General features: G+C 64.9%; 14 protein-coding genes. 4 read left to right on the forward strand and 10 right to left on the reverse strand.

Translation table 11 applies throughout. From position 1 onward, the window contains the following. Positions 1 to 187: 187 nt before the first annotated feature. Together GDI_RS20070 and GDI_RS13585 are read right to left on the reverse strand one after the other, a co-directional pair. Complete coding sequence (locus GDI_RS20070; RefSeq protein WP_173363383.1) at positions 188 to 349, reverse strand: hypothetical protein; 162 nt, start codon at positions 347 to 349, stop codon at positions 188 to 190. Positions 350 to 724: 375 nt separating this feature from the next. Continuing rightward, positions 725 to 1,051, reverse strand: a complete 327-nt coding sequence (locus GDI_RS13585) for a DUF736 domain-containing protein (RefSeq protein ID WP_012227079.1) — start codon at positions 1,049 to 1,051, stop codon at positions 725 to 727. A 799-nt stretch (positions 1,052 to 1,850) separates the two neighbouring features. Between GDI_RS13585 and GDI_RS19840 the strand changes: the two genes are divergently transcribed. Further along, entirely contained in the window at positions 1,851 to 2,657 is an 807-nt protein-coding gene (locus GDI_RS19840) for a hypothetical protein (protein ID WP_157871058.1), read from the forward strand. Between the two features lie 13 nt (positions 2,658 to 2,670). On the opposite strand, the gene GDI_RS13590 is transcribed toward GDI_RS19840, so the two are convergent. After that, positions 2,671 to 3,600 carry a DUF2493 domain-containing protein gene (locus GDI_RS13590; RefSeq protein WP_041249481.1) on the reverse strand — a complete coding sequence of 310 codons (930 nt, stop codon included), beginning with the start codon at positions 3,598 to 3,600 and terminating at the stop codon, positions 2,671 to 2,673. A 322-nt stretch (positions 3,601 to 3,922) separates the two neighbouring features. After that, positions 3,923 to 4,987, reverse strand: a complete 1,065-nt coding sequence (locus GDI_RS13595; RefSeq protein ID WP_012227082.1) for a DUF7146 domain-containing protein — start codon at positions 4,985 to 4,987, stop codon at positions 3,923 to 3,925. Between the two features lie 89 nt (positions 4,988 to 5,076). On the opposite strand from GDI_RS13595, the gene GDI_RS13600 reads away from it, so the two are divergent. Further along, positions 5,077 to 5,352: an HU family DNA-binding protein gene (locus GDI_RS13600; RefSeq protein WP_012227083.1), complete on the forward strand. Its 276-nt coding sequence runs from the start codon at positions 5,077 to 5,079 to the stop codon at positions 5,350 to 5,352. A gap of 77 nt (positions 5,353 to 5,429) precedes the next feature. Here the strand turns inward: GDI_RS13600 and GDI_RS13605 are convergent, their stop codons facing one another. Both GDI_RS13605 and GDI_RS13610 read right to left on the reverse strand, forming a co-directional pair. Further along, complete coding sequence (locus tag GDI_RS13605; protein WP_081482896.1) at positions 5,430 to 6,617, reverse strand: DUF932 domain-containing protein; 1,188 nt, start codon at positions 6,615 to 6,617, stop codon at positions 5,430 to 5,432. Between the two features lie 129 nt (positions 6,618 to 6,746). Beyond that, complete coding sequence (locus GDI_RS13610) at positions 6,747 to 8,813, reverse strand: ParB/RepB/Spo0J family partition protein (protein ID WP_041249482.1); 2,067 nt, start codon at positions 8,811 to 8,813, stop codon at positions 6,747 to 6,749. A 313-nt stretch (positions 8,814 to 9,126) separates the two neighbouring features. Here GDI_RS13610 and GDI_RS13615 point away from each other — a divergent pair, with 313 nt between their 5' ends. Beyond that, positions 9,127 to 9,696, forward strand: coding sequence for a MucR family transcriptional regulator (locus tag GDI_RS13615; protein ID WP_081482897.1), 570 nt, complete (start codon positions 9,127 to 9,129; stop codon positions 9,694 to 9,696). 56 nt (positions 9,697 to 9,752) lie between these two features. On the opposite strand, the gene GDI_RS13620 is transcribed toward GDI_RS13615, so the two are convergent. The 4 genes from GDI_RS13620 to GDI_RS13635 form a co-directional block, all read right to left on the reverse strand. After that, positions 9,753 to 10,352: a glutathione S-transferase family protein gene (locus GDI_RS13620; protein WP_041249483.1), complete on the reverse strand. Its 600-nt coding sequence runs from the start codon at positions 10,350 to 10,352 to the stop codon at positions 9,753 to 9,755. Between the two features lie 378 nt (positions 10,353 to 10,730). Beyond that, complete coding sequence (locus tag GDI_RS13625) at positions 10,731 to 13,898, reverse strand: error-prone DNA polymerase (protein ID WP_012227088.1); 3,168 nt, start codon at positions 13,896 to 13,898, stop codon at positions 10,731 to 10,733. Then, on the reverse strand, positions 13,895 to 15,421 hold the full coding sequence (locus tag GDI_RS13630; RefSeq protein WP_041249839.1) for a DUF6504 family protein: 1,527 nt from the start codon (positions 15,419 to 15,421) through the stop codon (positions 13,895 to 13,897). The genes GDI_RS13625 and GDI_RS13630 overlap by 4 nt, the downstream gene beginning before the upstream one ends. After that, the gene (locus GDI_RS13635; protein WP_041249484.1) at positions 15,345 to 16,157 is read right to left on the reverse strand and encodes an ImuA family protein; all 813 of its coding nucleotides are present in this window, start codon (positions 16,155 to 16,157) and stop codon (positions 15,345 to 15,347) included. Before GDI_RS13635 ends, GDI_RS13630 begins: the two co-directional genes overlap by 77 nt. Before the next feature lie 151 nt (positions 16,158 to 16,308). On the opposite strand from GDI_RS13635, the gene GDI_RS13640 reads away from it, so the two are divergent. Continuing rightward, positions 16,309 to 18,408: an ATP-dependent helicase gene (locus tag GDI_RS13640; protein WP_012227091.1), complete on the forward strand. Its 2,100-nt coding sequence runs from the start codon at positions 16,309 to 16,311 to the stop codon at positions 18,406 to 18,408. The last annotated feature ends 5 nt before the right edge of the window (positions 18,409 to 18,413 follow it).

Here is an 18,413-nt window from a genome sequence, read left to right on the forward strand (position 1 = left end):
CTGTCGTTCCCCCATCATGTTTGGACATAACGATTCAGCCGCAAACCGGAAAGGCGTTGCGCCACGCCGAGGATGACATACCGGAACGAACATTTCACCAATTTTGTCTTACTGGACAGTCTAATAATAAATGAGCCGGTCCGCACGATGCGGTGCCGGCTCAGTCCAGTCCCGTGGCTCCGGCTCCTCAGTCGGGATCTTCGCTGACATAGGACACGCCCGCAGCCGCCGCGAGATCAGCCTCAACTTTGCGCAGTTCGCGCTCGATTCTGGCGCGTTCCCGGCGGCTGAGGTAAAAGCTGGTGAGTTCGGCCCGTAGCATCTGGATCTGGTCGTGGTGCGTGGTCATCGTCCTGCTCCTTGTCGTTTGTCGAAGACAGGACGCCGCCCGCATGCGCGCGGAAGCCGGGTCGAGGATCGCCGCAGGCGACCGGCTTGCCGGCAAGCGGGGGTGCCGATTTTTCCGGCGTGCCCGGCACGGGTGCGCCGGAAAAATTGGGGGGACCGCGCAGTGCTCGAGGCGGTTTCCGCGGGCATGGTATAATGGGAAGACTGAGAGAGAAGCCTTGTTTCTCCCCTTGCCCCGATACCCGATGCGAGGGTGGTAATATACTCTGGAGTATATTATGGGCGTTTTTATCGGCTCTTCGTTACTGGCCGCTGTGTCGTCTCGTTGCGGCGCCGAAGCCCCGCCCGGGCGGACCCGGGCGGGTGATCGGGGCGCTCAGTCGCCGCTGCGGCTGGCACGTGGGCGCGTCCAGATCAGGGTGTGGCTCTCACCGTCCTCGTCGGCGAACAGGTTGGCGAAGATCGGTGCCGGGAAGGACGGATCGTCCAGCTTCAGGCTGAGATAGTCACGTCCCTCGCTGGAGCGTTTCTGCCAGCAGGCGCCTAACTCAACCCTGCCGAGATACACGCGATAGTTGGGAGCGTTGTCGTTGCTCCGGTTGGTTTCGGGCACCAGGCGGACGTTGCGGGCCTGGAGTGCCAGGGTGACGATCTCGCCTTCGAAACCCTCGCCCGCCTTCTTGAAGGAACCAATGTTCGCCATTTTCGTATCTCCTTGCTGGTATCGGACCGCGACGACCGTGGCCTCGATGGCGATCGACCAGCCGGAGGCGAGCGGCAGAGCACCCTTCGGGGCCGCAGCGAAGCGGAGGACGGCAGGGCCGGAACTTTCTTGTTGCGCGAGGAATGGCGGCGCAGCCGTCAGGGGAAGAAAGTTTTGGCACGCCGTTGCGGCCAGCCGATCGAGGCATCGCCGTCCTTCGGCTAGATCAGCCATCCGACAGAGGCCATGGTGTGCGGACCCGTCAGCCCCGGGAGAGACAGGAAGGCAACATCCGCTCCGATGAGGGGCCGGACGTGAGACAGGCTGCGAACCCTCCCTGTCACGTCCGGCAGGAGCACCGCTGGGCAGAACGGACACGCCGGAGTTGCTGGAAGCGCCTGTGTGCCGCCTCTCTCGGCACGGGATGATTGGCAACCGACCGCTGGTATCGACGCATTCGGCGGGACGGCCCCGTTGCCGTGCTGACGGACCATCCGCTCATCAGGCGCCGGAATGCCGTGCTTCCTCGCGACAGGCCATGAGCCAGTCCGGCATCATGGCGCTCCACAGCCTGACGCCCCGAAAGGCTGTTCGCCCCGCGCCACCGGATCGACCTGGGCGGGGCTTTGGCGCGGACCTCCGACGGTGCTTGGATCAGGCGTACCGGCTGCATGAGGTCGTTCGATCATTAGCGACATCTGCAAGCGCCTGTTACGATAATTTCTTTCCAATGCTGGGTCGGATGATATGCTGGGGTCACGTCATAGTCTGGGGTGAAGAGACAGTGCGAAAAGAGCTGATGGTCGAAGCACTCTGCTGGGAAACCCAAAGTAAAATACACGTCTCCTACGCGAAAAACGATAGAAGGCTCAGCTGCTTTTGTCCCGATGAGCGATGTCTTGCCCGAGTTTATCCGAAGACAGTCAAAAACACGTATTTCTATGCTGAGAACGGGCATATAACTGGTTGCTCTAACGAAGCAGAAAGTCACGCTGACCCCCTTCAACCAGGGAAACCCAAACCGAAACCGAGTGAGGTACCCCAACAGCCGATACCCAATTGGCTCGGCGAGCCACCACGCCCACAACGACGATTGCCTCCTTCGAAAGAGCAATTGATCGCATTAGCCCGTTCCGCGAAAGCAGCACCGCCCCTCTATACGGGAACGATGGCGGAGATCGTCGATGCCTGGCTGGCGATGCCGGATACAGAGCAAGCAGCGCACCCCCTGACCGTCAATGGACGCCAATTAAATTACCAGTCTGCATTTTCCTATCTACGATATCTGCAGAATGACATTAACCGCCTGCACTGTGATGATTATATCATCTACGGGGATGCCGAGGTGTCACGCGGAAAGAGTTGTTATTTCTTATCATCGATAAAACGATTTGCATTCAACGGCGTGAGCTTACCATTACGCCTCGACGCACCTATCAGGAAACCATGGCCCAGTGATGTGACCGATTATGTTGGTCAGAGGGTCGTGTTTTTCTGGCACGGTGATCTTCCGGCAATAAACGCGAAACAAACGGCATATCAATTGACTCAACCAGACGATACGAGGTGCCGCGGCCTGATTATTCGTCCGGATCGATCATTATAATCCGACCGGGCGCTCACGCGCCGCAACCGAACCGCAGAACCGGGATGCCGAGGCGCTTCGCCTTGTCGGCGAGGTTCTCCTGAATGCCGGTTCCGGGAAAGACGATGACCCCGATCGGCATCGTGTCGAGCATGGCGTCGTTGCGGCGGAAGGGGGCTGCCTTCTTGTGGCGTGTCCAGTCCGGCTTGAAGGCGATCTGGGCAATTTCGCGGTGATCGGCCCAGCGGGAGGCAATGAACTCGGCGCCCTTGGGTGAGCCTCCGTGCAGCAGCACCATGTCGGGATGCTTGGCCCGCACCTTGTCGAGCCGGTCCCAGATCAGGACATGATCGTCAAAGTCGAGACCACCGGTCACGACGACCTTGGGGCCGGGCGGGACCAGCAACTCGCCTTCAGCCTTGCGACGGGCGGCGAGGAAGTCGCGGCTGTCGATCATGGACGCCGTCATGGTGCGGCGTGACACCAGCGATCCGGTTTTCGGGCGCCAAGCGGACAGAGTCAGCCGTTCGAACTGGCTCTGTGCCTCGTCGCGGAAGATCTCGTAGGCGTTTCGCCGCTCCAGCAGGGTCAGCCCCTGCGCGATTAGCCGCTCCAGTTCCACCGAGCGGATCTCGCTGCCGTCCTGCTCCTGCTGGCCTCGCTTCTGCGCCTGCTCGTTGCGATCGAGTTCACGTTCCACCTGGCTGACCATGCGGTGGAAGATGTTAACCGCCGACCAGAGAAGCTCTTCAAGGTCGGGTTCGAGCCGCGTCTCCGTCAAGGTGGCTGCGATGGCGTCAAAGATGTCGGCCACGGCGCCGCCGATACGCTCCGCCTCTGGCAACGGCCGCGAATCCGGCTCGTCCTCGAACGGACGGAAGCCATAAGTCTGGAGTTCGGTCAGCACGTGGGCGGTTGCGGATGCGGCATGCACGGGTTCGAAGTCGTCTGTCGCGCGGATCATGGGTCTCTCCTCCGGGATACGGACCGCGCCCATCGCGGCCTTTCCGGGGGCGGATAGCGGCAGACCAGGGACGGGCCAGAACCGCGCGCTCGCGCGGCCGGAGCAACGCGGAGGATGGCAGGACGGCGGCTATTTTGCTTCGCGATGCAAAGCGCGGTCCCACAGGGAGCGCGCGGCGGAAAATAGCCGCCGCACGCCATTGAAGGCTCGTTCCGGCTGACGCCCGCTCCCCTCTCAGAAAGGCCGGGGGCGCTCCCCGCCCCGGCAGAGCCGCCCAACCCGCCGGGACAGATGAAACCCACGCTTCCTTCGCGGCCCGCTCTCAGATGTGCGCCGCCTCCAGAAACCGCGCGACGTCCGGCGGGGCAAGCTGGGGATGCAGGACCGCCCGCAGTGCAGCAGGACCGAGCTGACGGAGATCATCGTTGAAATCCGCCAGACGGGGTGACAGGGCAATGAGTTCGAGCCCGGCGGCCTGGGTGCGCTCTTCCAGCATATCCAACGCATGGTCCCCGGCCGGATCGTCATCGCGCACGACATAGAGACGGCGCAGCAGCGGCGGAAACGCCATGGCGGCGAGATGCGCCGAGGACAGACAGGCGGCCAGCGACAGACCGGGCAGGACCTGCCGGAGCGACAGGACCGTCTCGATGCCTTCACCGGCGGCCAGCACATCGGACGCAACACCGAAGCGTACCGCATGGCCGAGCAGGTCGCCCAAAGCCCGGCGCGGCACATCGACCGGGGCCTTGCCGCGTCCGTCCGGCGCGAGCCAGGTACGATGGACGCCGGTCAGCCTGCCGTCGAGGTCGGTGACAGCCGCGATCAGTGCCGGCCAGGTTTCGGTCGGGCCATCGTCGTCCGGGCGATACCAGCAGGCCGGGTGGAACCGCAGCGAGGAGATCCCGTCCAGCGCCTTCAGATCGCGACGGCGCAGATAGGCAGCTCCTACAGTGCCAGCGAGCGGACGGGTCATCGACCAGAGGCGGCGGGCGGCTTCCGTATACCCGGCGGGACCACGGTCGCCGGTCGGATGATCGACCGCCGCCACGGACCTCGGCTCTGGCGACGGCAGGCTCAGGAACGCCCGGGCCTCGTCGGCGACATCCCGAAAATCGGTGAGCCCGCAACTCTCCCGGATGACATCGAGAAGGTCGCCATACTCGGTCGATGCGGCGTCCGTCCACCGCCCGGCGGCTCCGCGTCCCTCGGCCGGTCCGCACAGACGAACGTACATGGACCGTCCTGGCGTATTGCGCACATCGCCCACCAGCCAGTAATTGCCATGCCGTCGCCCGGCAGACAGATAATGACGGCAGACTGCCTCGGCGTTCTCCGCCAGCCGCCGGGACAGATCGCCGGCGTCTGGTCTGTCGCGACCGGTCATTTGCCCCTCCCGGCAGGCTTGATACCGCCATAATCTGCCGGTAACGGCAGACAAGGTGGCCCGTGGGCCGCCATTGAAAAGGATTCCGCATGAAGATTACCGAACTGGTCGATCATATCGCCAGCGCCGCCGATCTCTCCAAAGCCGACGCCCGCAAAGCCGTCGACGCACTGGTCGCCGCTGTCACCGACGCCGCCAAGGCGGGCGACGAGGTGACGATCCCCGACCTGGGCAAGTTCAAGACCAAGGATGTGCCCGCCCGCGAAGGCCGCAACCCCGCCACGGGGGCGACGATCACGATCGCCGCCTCGCGCAAGCTGACATTCACGCCAGCGAAAGCGCTGAAGGACAGTCTGAACGGCTGACCGCCGAACCAAAGAAAGGCGGCGGAAATGCTCCGCCGCCCCCTTCCTGATCGACCTTCGTGCCGACCGCAGGTTCCTCATCCGACCTTCTCCATCAACTGACGGGCCTTGCCCTCCAGATCGAGACGGGTGTCCTGATTGGTCTTGGTGCGGGCCAGGGCCGTGATACCCTGCACGAAATCATAGATCGTCTCGGGCTTCTTCTGCTCCTCCCGCAGCACGGTTTCGATAATCTTCGTTGTTTCCGGCTTCGAAAAACCACGACGGCGCAGAAAGCTCTCGCGATCATCATCGTCGCGCGCGACAATCGTCTTGCGCGCCGCCTGAATGCCGGAAACGAAGGAAGACGGGCTGGCATTGGCGAAATTCCGCAGGGCCGGGGCGGCCTGATGCACGAAGCGTGACGGCGCGAACTTGCTGTGCCGGATGGTGATCTGCTCGAAATTCTGGCGACCCCAGATCATCCGATTCTGGCACACTCCGCGCAGATAAAATGAGGCAATGCCAAGGCTCTTACTTCCGACCTCGGAATTCCACGCATAGAACCCACGAAAATACAGATCAGGCTCGCCGTTCGGCAACCGCCCCGCTTCGATCGGGTGGGTGTCGTCGGTCAAAAAGACGAACACGTCGCGATCAGACGCATAGAGCGTCGTCGTTTCCCTGGTGATGTCGACATGGGGATTATGCACCATGCTGGACCAGTCGATGCAGCCCGGCACCTTCCACGCGGTATCCCCGGTGCCATCGCCGGCGATCTTACGGATTGCCGCCACCACCTCGTGGTCGAGCACGCGCCCGTAATCCGGGCCGGTCACCGCGCGCAATTCGATGCGGTCGTCTTCGGTCTCGTAGGTTTTCACCAGTTCGGCGCGATGCGACAACAGCCCGTGCTGCAGGTTGATCGCCGCCAGCGGTGCCGGAAGGCTGCGAAGGTAAGACGACGGCGCCCCCACCAGGCTCGACAACTGACCGAAGGACCAGTGCGTCGGCGCGACGGGCGCCGACTGGCCCGGCACCATCAGGGTCAGGCGTTCGGCGTTATCACGGCTGGCCTCGACGCGGATGGCACGGCTTTCCACCGTGCGGGCAGTGGCGCGCTCCGCACGCGCGAGCGTCGCCGCATGCAGATCGGCCAGGGACAGATAGCGCTCGTCATCGGGGCGGGAAAACCATTCCGAGGACACGCGGGCGTCGCGATCCCCGCGGGACGGATCGACGCGGAACCCCGTAACGGGACGGGCGGACGACAGGGTGCTGGACATGGACACTCTCCTTTTCGCCGGACATTCGGCATTCAAGGCGAAGCCGCCCTCTCCCTCCCTTGCAGGCCATCCCGACATGGAAAAAGGCGGCTTCCGAGAACCGGAAGCCGCCGTGCAATCCTGATGCTGTCACTCCGCCGCGATGGTGTCAGGCGTCTCCTCAAGCACCGGGACCGTAGACCCATCGCCGTCCGATTCCTGAACCGCTGCTGTGCGCAGCACCTCGGGGAGCCAGCCGGAACCTTCCAGCAATTGTTCGGCCTCGCGCACCATGTCCCCTTTCTTGAGGTGAGCAATCCGTTCGGCCGCCTCGTCTCCCCGCGCCTCGCGCACGGCTGCGAGGATCCGCGCCTTGGTCACCCGGCCGAGATAGTTCTCTACCGTCGGCTGCCAGCCCACTTCGACCAGATCCAGCCGGAGGACCGTCGCCAGCCGGTTGGCGCGCGCTAGGCGCTCGGAGACGCTGCGTTGGGACACCGCGCCATAAGGCGGCATGCGCTCATATTGCGCGTTCAGCCCGAACGACAGGCAGTGCGCCAGCAGCGCCATGCGACTGGTGTCGTCCAGCCGGTCCAGCCACTGCCAGAGCGCCTCGTCATCCTGCGGCAGGTCGTGCTTCCAGCCCTCGTTGCGCTGACGCAGCGCGTGCGCCGGTATGCTGCCGGGCATATCAGGCGCATGGACCGGGAGAGAAATCTCCCGGACATAGGCTTCGAGGCAATCTGCCCCCGCACTCTGCCAATACAGGTCGCGAACCAGGGTGTGCAGCAGCTCGGTCAGCGCGATATGCGGATTGGCAGCGAACGCGTCGCGCAGGGCGAGCGTCCGCCAGGCGGTCAGTTCGGTGAGGAGACGATCCGACAGCGGCTTGCCGGTATCCTCGTCCTCCTCGTCACCGGCGATCACGCCCTGCCCGGCAGTCTGGTCGTTCTCCTCGGACAGCTCCCCGTCCGGGAGACGATCAACATACCCGGTCGCACCGTCCTCCGCCGTCTCTTCCTGCGTCGCCGGCATATCCTCGGGCCGGACAAACCCCCGCTCAATCAGCAGCGTGCCATCGGTGTCGAGACTGACGAAGACGCCAGCCCGCGCCATATCCGACAGCGCATAGGCCAGTGGGCGCTCTTCCAGCGCCTCGACCGCCCGCTCAATCTCACCGAGACGTACATCGACCGCCTCGGGCAGTTCGTCGGCGTCGGCATACTCCGCCTCGAGCACTTCCTGTTCGGCGCGCAACGCGTGAAGGCTGGCCACCTCGTCTTCCGAAAGCACGACCGCCGTCCCGTCGATTTCGTGGAAAGCACGGGTGTGACCCCAGGGAAAAGAGCGCGCGGTTTCGACCCATTTCCAGCCCTCGGCGCGGATCTCCTCGGCCGCGGCGTTGATCTTGTCAATGACCAGCCGGTCGAGCAACGCGGGATCATCGAGCCAGCCCCCATCGTCCGCTTCGAAGAGGTCACGTAGGACATGGCCGCCGGCCGCTACGTAGGTCTCCACGCCGACGAAACGGGCGCGCGCGTCGGACGCCCGGACGGTTTTCTCCGTCAGCATCCGGCGGATCAGGTAGGGCTCCCGATTATGGCTCTGGGAGATGATGTCCCAGACCTGTGCCTGACGCGCCGCATCGTCGCTGATGGAAAATGCCATCAGTTGCTCAAGCCGCATACCGTCCTGCTCATAGACGTCCAGCAGCTTTTCGGAGACCGTCATCAAGCGCAGACGCTGCTTGACGACCGTGAGCGGCACGAAGAATGCCGCCGCGATTTCTTCCTCGGACATGCCTTTTTCGAGCATGTCGCGGAAGGCCCGGAACTGGTCCAGAGGATGGAGCGGAGCCCGTTGCGTGTTTTCGGCCAAGGAGTCGTCCTCGGCCAGAATGGGCGATCCGGCCTCACGCACGACGCAGGGGATCGGCGCGGTCTTGGTCAGCTTCTTCTGCCTGACCAACAATTCCAGAGCGCGAAAGCGGCGTCCGCCCGCCGGCACCTCGAACATGCCGGTCTCGGTGCCCGCGTCATCGACAACCGGGCGGACGTTCAGGCCCTGGAGCAATCCGCGGCGCTCGATGTCCGCCGCCAGTTCCTCGATCGACTGGTCCGCCTTGATGCGGCGGACATTGGCCTGCGACAGCACCAGCTTGCTGAACGGAATGTCCCGGGACGAACTGAGACTGATTTTCTGAATGGCGCTTGCCATGGCAGGAAACTCCACGACGGACGGCAGGTAGACTCTCTCCCCGCCTCGAAATCCGTCGCGAACCCCTCCCCTTCCCTCTTCCTCCATGTCCTCGCACACGCCTATCCAGCTCCACGCCAGAACACGGTGGCAGCATGGTTCCCCCGACGAAGAGCAGCACAAACCTCTACGGACGCGGTGGGAAAAGATAACACCGCGCCGCAACCGATGGTCTGACCAGAGGCCAGGGCGGGTGGACGAGAATCCGCCGATTTGCCATGATTCCGAAGAGATTTCAGGGTAACCGACTGTCTCGAGACTGAATGGACAGACCATGAGCGACACACAATCCGCACCAACCAGTAACCCGGCACCCGCAAAGGAGCTTCTCCTGAGCCTGACAGCTTCAATCGTTTCGGGGTATGTTGGTCGCAATGCGATCCAACCGGATACAGTGCCGAACCTGATCCGGGCGGTCTACGAGACGCTCGTTTCGGCAGGGAGGCCCGCCGAGAGCACGAACGCGACAGCGCCGACGCCGGCGGTGCCGATCAAGCGGTCGGTGTTTCCTGACTATATCGTCTGCCTGGAGGACGGCAAGAAGCTGAAGATGCTCAAGCGCCACCTGAGCAGTGCGTATGGCATGACGCCCGGGCAATATCGGGAGCGCTGGGGATTGCCGGCGGATTACCCGATGGTGGCGCCGAATTATGCGACGCGCCGCTCGGAACTGGCGCGGGCCAGTGGCCTCGGCCAGAAGGCAGGCGACGACATTGGGGACGCCGCCTCGGCGGGTACCACGGAACCGCCTGCCGAAAGGGACGTCGTGACCATCTCGAACGACCCGCCTTCCATCACGGTGCTTCCGGAACGCAGGAGGGGCCGTCGGAAGACCTTGGCCTGACCGGGGTTTGCTGGGTGCCGGGCATTGCAAATGCCCGGCATGTGGAACGAAACCCACTATGCGTCGACGCTGATATAGCCGGGCAACGCCTCGACCCTCGCCAACCAGAGACGGAGAGCGGGGTAAGCGTCGAGTGCAATGCCGCCTTCCGGCGCCAGCGCCAGATAGGGATAAGCGGCGCAATCCGCCAAAGTCGGCCCATCGCCCGCCAGCCAGGCATGATCGGCGAGATGGCGGTCGATGATCGAAAGCGTCCGGGCGCTGGCGGCAACCGCGTCGTCATACCGTAACGAATAGTCAAATTTCTTGACCAGGCGTGCATCTGCCGGACCATGCTGGATCTCATTGACGCTTACCGACAACCATTCGACAACGCGCGCGCGAGCAGCGGGGGCGGCCGGCCACCATTCCGTCTTGCCGTATTTTTCGGCCAGATAGACCAGAATGGCCTGGGAATCCCAGATCACGGTTTCACCGTCCTGCAGAACCGGCACCTGCTGCCAGGGATTGAGCGCGGTGAAATCCGGCGTCTTGTGCGCGCCGGCAGCAAGATCGACATCGCGGATGTCGAGAGCGACGCCGGCAAGGGCCGCGAAAAGCCGGACTTTGTAGCAATTTCCGGACGGGGGACAATTATAGAAAACGGGACGAGACATAGCCGAAGGTTCCCTTCATTGGCCGCTAAGGCGGCGGCGACGCATTTTCATGACATTGGATAGTCAGTCAAATTTGAATCTAAGTGCGCCGCCGGGAATGACGAGATCGTTATTTCATCCTTACAATTGAACACAGGCATCCCCGCCCTTCCCTGGCGTCGGGCGGGTAGTAAAGCGTGACAACGAAGGTAAAGCACGCCCCTGCCTATTTCCCAAGCAACTGAACAGGTCTCCCTGTTCACCGCTTGACCATAGGTCCGGGTGTTCTATTTGGCAGGCCACCCGACATAGGGGGCCCCTTCGTTGTCAATGGCGTTTACTACGCGCCATCTGGCACGATAGCGAAAACGGATCGGCGGTAAAAGCCCGAAGGACATATCAGTGAAAATTCCGCGACCGGAAATTGAGCCGGGCAAGCCTGCGGCCAGACTGATCGTCCACGCCACCCCGCGTCCCGACCTGGCGCAACAATGCGGACAGGTCAGTCAGTTCCAGCGTCACCAGATGCACGACATCGCCCTCGCGCTGGATACGGCCCTTGGCGGCCACCATGCTGGCCGAGAGGATGATCGGTCGGTATTTCTCGAAGATATCCGGCCAAATGACCAGATTGGCGATTCCGGTCTCGTCCTCCAGCGTGATGAAACACACGCCTTCGCCCGATCCGGGCCGCTGACGCACCAGCACCAGTCCGGCCGCTTCGACCCGTTTACCGTCACGCAGCGCCATGGCCGTGCCGCAGGGCACGATCCGGCGTTGCCGCAGATCCTCCCGCAGGAACGACACCGGGTGGCCGCGCAGGCTCAGCCCGAGATGGTTGTAGTCGCCCACCACCTCGGCGCCGTCGGTCATCGGGGCGAGAGCCATCGCCGGCTCCTCGGTTTCGCGCGACTGCGCGGCGGCGGCGAACAGCGGCAGCGGCTCGTCATGCAGGCCCTTGATCGCCCACAACGCCTCGCGCCGCGCCAGCCCGAAGGCCGGCCGGAAGGCATCGGCCTCCGCCAGCCGCACCAGCGCTTCCTGGGGCACCCCGGCCCGGCGCCAGAGATCGTCGATGGACGCAAAGGGTCGACGCAGCCGTGCCGCCGCGAGCGCCGCCGCATGAGCATTGGCCAGCCCCTTGACCAGGCTCATCCCCACCCGCACCGCGAAACAGCCGCGATCGTCGTCTTCGCCCTCCAGGGTGCTGTCCCAGCGCGAGGCATTGATACAGACCGGCCGAACCTCGACACCATGCTCTCGGGCATCGCGCACGAGTTGCGCGGGGGCGTAGAAGCCCATGGGCTGAGAATTCAGGAGTGCGGCCAAGAACACGTCCGGGTGATGGCATTTCAGCCATGACGAGGTGTAGGCGAGGATCGCGAAGGATGCGGCATGGCTTTCCGGGAAGCCGTAGGAGCCGAAGCCTTCGAGCTGCTGGTAGATGCGCTGGGCGAACTCTTCCGGATAGCCCTTGCGCGTCATGCCTTCGAGCAGGCGGGTCTGGAAGTGCGACACGGTGCCGGTATTCTTGAAGGTCGCCATCGCCCGACGCAACCCGTCCGCCTCGGCGGCGGTGAAGTCGGCGCAGACCATCGCCACCTGCATCACCTGCTCCTGAAACAGCGGCACGCCCAGCGTGCGCTTGAGCACCTCTTCCAGTTCGGGAGTCGGGTAATCCGGCTCTTCCAGCCCCTCCCTGCGGCGCAGATACGGATGGACCATGTCGCCTTGTATGGGGCCGGGTCTCACGATCGCGACCTCGATCACCAGATCATAATAGGTGCGCGGCTTGAGGCGCGGCAGCATCGACATCTGGGCGCGGGATTCGATCTGGAAGACGCCGATCGTGTCCGCCTTGCGGATCATCGCGTAGGTCCGGGGATCTTCGGCCGGGACGGTCTGGAGCGTGAAATGCTGGCCCTTGTGCGCAGCGAGTAGGTCCAGCCCCTTTTTCATGCAGGTCAGCATGCCGAGCGCCAGAATATCGACCTTCATGAATTTCAGCGCATCAATATCGTCCTTATCCCATTCGATGATCTGGCGGTCCTCCATCGCCGCCGGTTCGATCGGCACCAGTTCATCGAGCCGGTCGCGGGTCAACACAAACCCTCCGGGGTGCTGTGAAAGATGGCGAGGCACGCCGATCAGGCAGCGCGCCAGGTCCAGTGTCAGGCGGATACGCCGGTCGGTCAGATCGATCCCCGTCCCAGCGAATTTTTCGGGGTCAACATGATGGGACCAGCCCCATATCTGTCTGGACAGGAGCGCGATCACATCCTCCGGCAACCCCATCACCTTGCCGACGTCGCGCAGCGCGCCCTTGGCGCGGTAGCGGATCACCACGGCGGTCAGCGCCGCGCGGTCGCGACCGTAATGGTCGTAGACCCATTGGATGATCTCCTCGCGTCGAGCATGCTCGAAATCGACGTCGATGTCCGGCGGCTCGCCCCGTTCCTCGGAAATGAACCGCTCGAACAGCAGCGTGGTGCGCGAAGGATCGATGGCGGTGATGCCGAGCACGAAGCACACGGCGGAATTGGCCGCCGAGCCGCGTCCCTGGCACAGAATGTCGCGGCGTTTCGCTTCGCGGACGATCGAATGCACCGTCAGGAAATACGGTGCGTATTCCATGCGCCCGATCAGCGCGAGTTCGTGGCGGAGGACCATCTCGACGTCCGGCGGGATTATGCCGCCATAGGTCTCCCGCGCCGCCTGCCATGTCAGGGCTTCCAGCGCTTGTTGCGGGGTCTGGCCCGGGATCTCGATCTCGTCGGGATACTGATAGGCCAGATCGTCCAGGGAAAAGCGGCAGCGAGCGACGATCTCCATCGTGCGATCGATCGCCTCGGGATACCGCGCGAACAGCCGCGCCATCTCCGCCGGTGGTTTCAGATAGCGGTCGGCGTGACGCTCGCGGGCGAAGCCGGCGTGCTCGATGGTGGTGTTGTGCCGCACGCAGGTGACGACGTCCTGAAGAATGCGCCGGTCATGGGTGTGAAACAGGACGTCGTTGGTGACGACTGTCTTCACGCGCTGGGCGTGGGCGAGATTGACCAGTTCGTAGAGCCGGATCTGGTCGTTGGGCCGGCGGCGCAGGGTGAGCGCCATATAGGCCCGATCACCGAATGCGTCCCGCAACCGCCGCAGATGCGCCGCACACTCCTCATCGGCGACATCCGACACCAGCACGGCGAGCAGGCCTTCGCCCCATGCCACCAGATCACGCCAGAGCAGGCGGCATTTCCCCTTCCCTGCCCGGGCCTTGCCGAGCGTCAGCAGCCGGCACAGATTGCCGTAAGCGGCCCGGTCGGTCGGATAGACCAGCACGGGAGGCGCGTCCTCCAGATCGAGGCGACAACCGACGATCAGCCGGACGCCGGACGCCCTGGCCGCCAGATGCGCCTGCACCATGCCGGCCAGGGAATTGCGATCGGTGATGCCAAGCGCGGAGATCCCGAGCGCTTTCGCCTGGCCGAACAGTTCACCAGGCGACGACACCCCGCGCAGAAACGAGAAATAGCTCGTGACCTGAAGCTCGGCGTAGCGTGGTGCCGAGCCACTCATGCGAAGATCCCGTGCAGGAACCAGCGTTGCGATCCGGTCTCACCGTGTTCTCCGTCACCGGCGCGAAACAGCCAGAACCGCTCTCCGGTCGTATCCTCGACCCGGAAATAATCCCGCGCCGTGGTCAGTTCGGTATCCCCCCGCCACCATTCGCCGAACACGCGCTCCGGTCCGTCGGCGCAGCGCACCTTGCGGCGGATGCCGCGCCAGACGAAGAACACCGGCGGATGGTCGGGCAGCATTGCCATGGTCTCTATCGGCTCCGGACGCGCCAGCAGCCGGGTCGGTCGCGGCCAATCCGCCGGCCAGCGCGTCTCGGACACGGGTTCGAGCGGCGGCACGCGACGGACCGAGCGTTCCGGCACGTCGCTCTCCACCGGGACCATGCGATAGAGGGCCGCACCCCCTAGGCGGTTGGCCAGCGTGTCGATCAGCCCCGACAGATCGGCCTCCGGCTCCTCGATCAGGGACGACACGGCCTGACGCGGCCCGATCGGCTCGGCCAGCACCGCGACCAGCTCCATGCGCTCGATCCCGAAACCGGGATCGATGGTTTCGATCTGCTCGCAGAGCAGGCGCAACATATGTTTCGGATCACGGATTGGCCTGGCCAGCACCACCCGGACCACCTGCACCGCGCTGTCAACACGATGCAGCAGCAGGTCCAGGCGCCGTGCGCCGAGGCCGCGTTCCTCCAGGCAGCTGCAGAGCGGCAGTACGAGTTTGCCGATATACCGTGCGATGGTTTCGGCGGCGGCGATCGGCTCGGCGAAATTGCGCGACACCGCGACGGGATCGACCGGCCGGATCGGCAGGATCGGCTCGTCGATCCGGCCATAGGCCTGGTCGAGCCGCTGGGCCAGAATTGCGCCGAAGCGCAGCACCAGCGGCGCGCGCGGGGCAGCGGCCAGATCGCGCACGCGCGTCAGGCCGAGATCCTGCAGGCCGGCGACGGTGGCGGCGGGCAGGCGGAGTGCCGCGACCGGCAGATCCGCCAAAGCGGCGGCGCTCCCGTCCGGAGGAACGACGATCGCCGTGCCCGGTGTGACGCGCGCCACAGCGTGGGCCGCCCCCAGCGTGTCGGCGACCGCGGAGCGCGCGGTGATCCCGGCCCCCAGCAGGCGGCGGACAAGATCGCGCAGCATCACCGCCTCGCCACCATGGAGATGATCGGTTCCTGTCGTGTCGAGAACCAGCCCATCCGCCGTTCCGCCGGAGCTATCGACCGCCACGATCGGACTGACCCGCTGTTGCAGCCACAGCGCCAGCCGCTCCAGCGCCGCACGGTCCGCGTCGGGCTGGCCGTCCTGAACCGCCAGGCCGGGAACCAGCGCCTGTGCCTTGGCGACCGGCATTCCAAGCGTCACCCCGCTCCTGCGGGCGGCGCGGTCGGCGGCCAGCACCACGCGGCGATTGCCGTCGCGGCCGGCCAGCACCAGCGGCGTCTCAGGCGGAGGTGCGGCGTCGCCCAATTCGCGGCGCAGGCGATCGGTGGCCCAGAGCGGCAGCCAGAGAGACACGATCCGCCGCCTCGGCCGTGCCCCCGCCCCGGTCGCCGGCGATCCGCAATCCTGCCTGTCCATCCCGCATCTCCACCTCGAAATCGGCACTCTCGCCCGAGCGTGTCCGGATCAGTTCCAGCAGCCATCGGCTCTCGCCCACGCCCGGTACCGGCAACGGGGCCGACGGCTGGAGCGAGACGCGCCAACGCGTGGTGCTCGCCGTCGGCTGGCCGAAATCGGCCGCGTCGGTCTGCCGCCGCCAGCGCCGGAGCGCCAGGCCGATGCCACCACCGCTTTCGGCGGCGAGTTGCAGGCGACGCGAGGCCGTCATGGTCAGGCGGCCGACCTCAGCCACCACCGCGCCCAGGCCCGGATGACGCAGTCCTTCCTCGAAGCAGGCCAGCCCGTCCCGATCGGTTCCGGCCTCGACGAAAATCACCCGCGCGGCGTCAAGCCCAGCCTGTTGCAAGGACGGCGCGAACAGATCGGCGGCCGAGACGATCCACAGGACCTGGCCCCTGGTACGTGCGGCGATGCCGGCGGCGAAACGCGCGGCCGCGGCCGCGTTCAGCGCGTCGTTGCCGCCGCCCGCCACCTCGTGCAGCGCGCCGAGTCCCAGTCCCCCGCCCGGCAATCTGCGATCGATGTTCGGCACACCAAAGGGCAGGACCGTGCGTCGGCGGTCCGCATGCCCTTCCAGACGGCGGATCTGCTCGCGCAAGGCGTCGAGCGGCGGTTTGGGAGCGGGCGTGGCCATGTCAGGGATCCATCGGTCTTTCCGGCAGAGAGGGTCTTTTGTTCGTGCTTTGTTCTGGATCGACAGCGAGAGTCAAGGCATAATTCCGTTGTCCGTGCCATGATGGCCGGCGACGCACGGACCGGACCGCGCATGAGGATGGCGTAAGGATTTGACTCCAAAGATTTCCAGGGACGCGATCGCGGACGATCCGCTGGCCCGGCTCAATCCCGCCCAGCGCGAAGCCGTCACGCATGGGGCCGGAGTCGCGCCCGACGTAGGCGGCTCACCCCCGCTGCTGGTCATCGCCGGCGCGGGATCGGGCAAGACCAATACACTCGCCCACCGGGTCGCCCATCTGATCGCCACCGGCACCGATCCCCGCCGCATCCTACTGCTGACCTTCTCGCGTCGCGCGAGCACCGAGATGACACGGCGGGTGGAGCGCATCTGCCGCGCCGTTCTCGGCGACAAGGCCGGACCTCTGGCCGACGCGCTGGCCTGGGCCGGGACGTTCCATTCCATCGGTGCCCGGCTGCTGCGGGAGTATGCGGAGCAGATCGGCATGGACCCGGCTTTCTCCATCCATGACCGGGAGGATTCCGCCGACCTGATGAACCTGGTCCGCCACGATCTCGGCTTCTCGAAGACCGAGAAGCGCTTCCCCGCCAAGGGGACGTGCCTCGCCATCTATTCCCGTGTCGTGAACTCCGGCGTTCCGCTCGGCGATGTGCTGCTGAAGCATTATCCGTGGTGCGCCGGATGGGAGGCGCAGCTCAAACAGCTCTTCGCCGCCTATGTGACAGCGAAGCAGGCGCAGGGCGTGCTGGATTACGACGATCTGCTGCTGGCCTGGGCGCAGATGGTCGCCGAGCCCGTGCTTGCCGCCGATATCGGCGGCAGATGGGACCATATCCTCGTCGACGAATATCAGGACACCAACCGGCTCCAGGCCGATATCTTGCTCGGCATGAAGCCCGACGGGCGCGGCCTGACGGTGGTGGGCGACGACGCGCAGAGCATCTACGCCTTCCGGGCGGCGACGGTGCGCAACATCCTCGACTTCCCGGCCGCCTTCGATCCGCCGGCGCGGATCGTGACGCTGGACCGGAACTATCGTTCCACGAAGCCGATCCTCGACGCCGCCAACGCGGTGATCGGCGAAGCGGCCGAGCGCTTCACCAAGGATCTCTGGACCGAACGGGCATCCGACGAGCGCCCGCGCTTGGTGACGATCGCCGACGACACCGCGCAGGCCGACTATATCGCGGGCAGGGTGCTGGAGGAGCGTGAGGGCGGCACGGCGCTGAAGGAGCAGGCGGTGCTGTTCCGCGTCTCGCATCACAGCGCCACGCTGGAGGTCGAACTGACCCGGCGCAACATCCCGTTCGTGAAGTTCGGCGGGCTGAAGTTTCTCGACAGCGCGCATGTGAAGGACGTGCTGACCGTGCTGCGTTTCGCGCAGAACCCACGTGACCGGATCGCGGGCTTTCGGGTGCTCCAGCTTCTGCCCGGCGTGGGGCCGACTTCCGCGCGCAGGGTGCTTGATACGCTGGGCGAGAGCGATCGGCCGCTCGAGGCGCTGGCCGAGACGAAGGCGCCCATGCGGAGCGGCGAGGCCTGGCAGGGCTTCATGGAAACGGTCATGGCTCTTGGTGGCGGCAAAACCGGCTGGCCGGGCGAGATCGCCGCCGTGCGCGCCTGGTATGAACCGCATCTGGAACGGCTACATGAGGATGCGACCATGCGGCAGGCGGATCTGGTGCAGTTGGAGCAGATCGCCGGGGGCTATCCGTCGCGGGAGAAGTTCCTGACCGAGCTGACGCTCGATCCGCCGGACGCGACCTCCGACCAGGCGGGCGTGCCGCTGCTGGACGAGGATTACCTGATCCTCTCGACGATCCATTCTGCCAAGGGGCAGGAATGGAAGAACGTGTTCGTGCTGAACGTGGTGGATGGCTGCATCCCGTCGGACCTCGCCACCGGTGAACGCGACGACATCGAGGAGGAACGCCGCCTGCTCTATGTCGCCATGACGCGGGCGAAGGATGCCCTTGATCTGATGGTCCCGCAGCGTTTCTACGTCCACGGGCAAGGGATGGGCGATCGGCATGTCTATGCCGCGCGGACGCGCTTCGTCACGCGCGAGATGCTGCCGCTCTTTCACGCGACCGCCTGGCCAATCGTGGCGCCGGAGGAACAGGCCCGGCAGGAGGCGGTGAAGTCCGTGCGGATCGACATGGGCGCGCGCCTGCGTTCCCTCTGGTCGTAGGAAGC

The sequence above is a fragment of the Gluconacetobacter diazotrophicus PA1 5 genome, from assembly GCF_000067045.1.
GTDB lineage: Bacteria > Pseudomonadota > Alphaproteobacteria > Acetobacterales > Acetobacteraceae > Gluconacetobacter > Gluconacetobacter diazotrophicus.

Bases quoted from the DNA above. Each gene is read 5' to 3' on its own strand.
- GDI_RS20070 (WP_173363383.1), bottom strand. From the start codon at position 349: ATGACCACGCACCACGACCAGATCCAGATGCTACGGGCCGAACTCACC.
- GDI_RS13585 (WP_012227079.1), bottom strand. From the start codon at position 1,051: ATGGCGAACATTGGTTCCTTCAAGAAGGCGGGCGAGGGTTTCGAAGGC.
- GDI_RS19840 (WP_157871058.1), top strand. From the start codon at position 1,851: ATGGTCGAAGCACTCTGCTGGGAAACCCAAAGTAAAATACACGTCTCC.
- GDI_RS13590 (WP_041249481.1), bottom strand. From the start codon at position 3,600: ATGATCCGCGCGACAGACGACTTCGAACCCGTGCATGCCGCATCCGCA.
- GDI_RS13595 (WP_012227082.1), bottom strand. From the start codon at position 4,987: ATGACCGGTCGCGACAGACCAGACGCCGGCGATCTGTCCCGGCGGCTG.
- GDI_RS13600 (WP_012227083.1), top strand. From the start codon at position 5,077: ATGAAGATTACCGAACTGGTCGATCATATCGCCAGCGCCGCCGATCTC.
- GDI_RS13605 (WP_081482896.1), bottom strand. From the start codon at position 6,617: ATGTCCAGCACCCTGTCGTCCGCCCGTCCCGTTACGGGGTTCCGCGTC.
- GDI_RS13610 (WP_041249482.1), bottom strand. From the start codon at position 8,813: ATGGCAAGCGCCATTCAGAAAATCAGTCTCAGTTCGTCCCGGGACATT.
- GDI_RS13615 (WP_081482897.1), top strand. From the start codon at position 9,127: ATGAGCGACACACAATCCGCACCAACCAGTAACCCGGCACCCGCAAAG.
- GDI_RS13620 (WP_041249483.1), bottom strand. From the start codon at position 10,352: ATGTCTCGTCCCGTTTTCTATAATTGTCCCCCGTCCGGAAATTGCTAC.
- GDI_RS13625 (WP_012227088.1), bottom strand. From the start codon at position 13,898: ATGAGTGGCTCGGCACCACGCTACGCCGAGCTTCAGGTCACGAGCTAT.
- GDI_RS13635 (WP_041249484.1), bottom strand. From the start codon at position 16,157: ATGGCCACGCCCGCTCCCAAACCGCCGCTCGACGCCTTGCGCGAGCAG.